At 27.2% G+C, this 372-nt stretch carries 1 protein-coding gene; it reads left to right on the plus strand.

What is annotated here, in order from left to right; translation table 11 throughout:
• Nucleotides 1-18: 18 nt before the first annotated feature.
• A partial coding sequence (locus HMPREF3186_RS09205; RefSeq protein WP_419865830.1) for a Mu transposase domain-containing protein occupies nt 19-372 on the plus strand: 354 nt, incomplete at its 3' end.

The following is a 372-nucleotide window of genomic DNA, read 5'->3' on the forward strand; positions in this document are numbered from 1 at the left end:
GAATTGGTGAATAAAATAATGATGAGATGGAACCTACAAGTGCATCAAACAACAAGAGAGATTCCAATAATCAGTTTACAAAAAGAAAAAGATTCCTTACTACCATTACCACATGAGAAAATAAGGAATCGCTATAAAATAACAACCCTACAAGTAAAAGTAAATAAACAAGCAATGATTTCTTACAAGTCCAATCAATATTCGGTACCAATTGAATATATAGGTAAGAAACTAAATCTACAAGTAGAAGATAATTATTTATACCTATATGATAACATGAAATTGGTAGTAAGTCATTTATTAAGTGAAAAAAAATTAAATTATAAAGAAGCTCATTATGAGCAATTTGTTAAACACACTTGGAATGATATA

Origin of the sequence: Gemella haemolysans (assembly GCF_001553035.1) — a bacterium.
GTDB lineage: Bacteria > Bacillota > Bacilli > Staphylococcales > Gemellaceae > Gemella > Gemella haemolysans_B.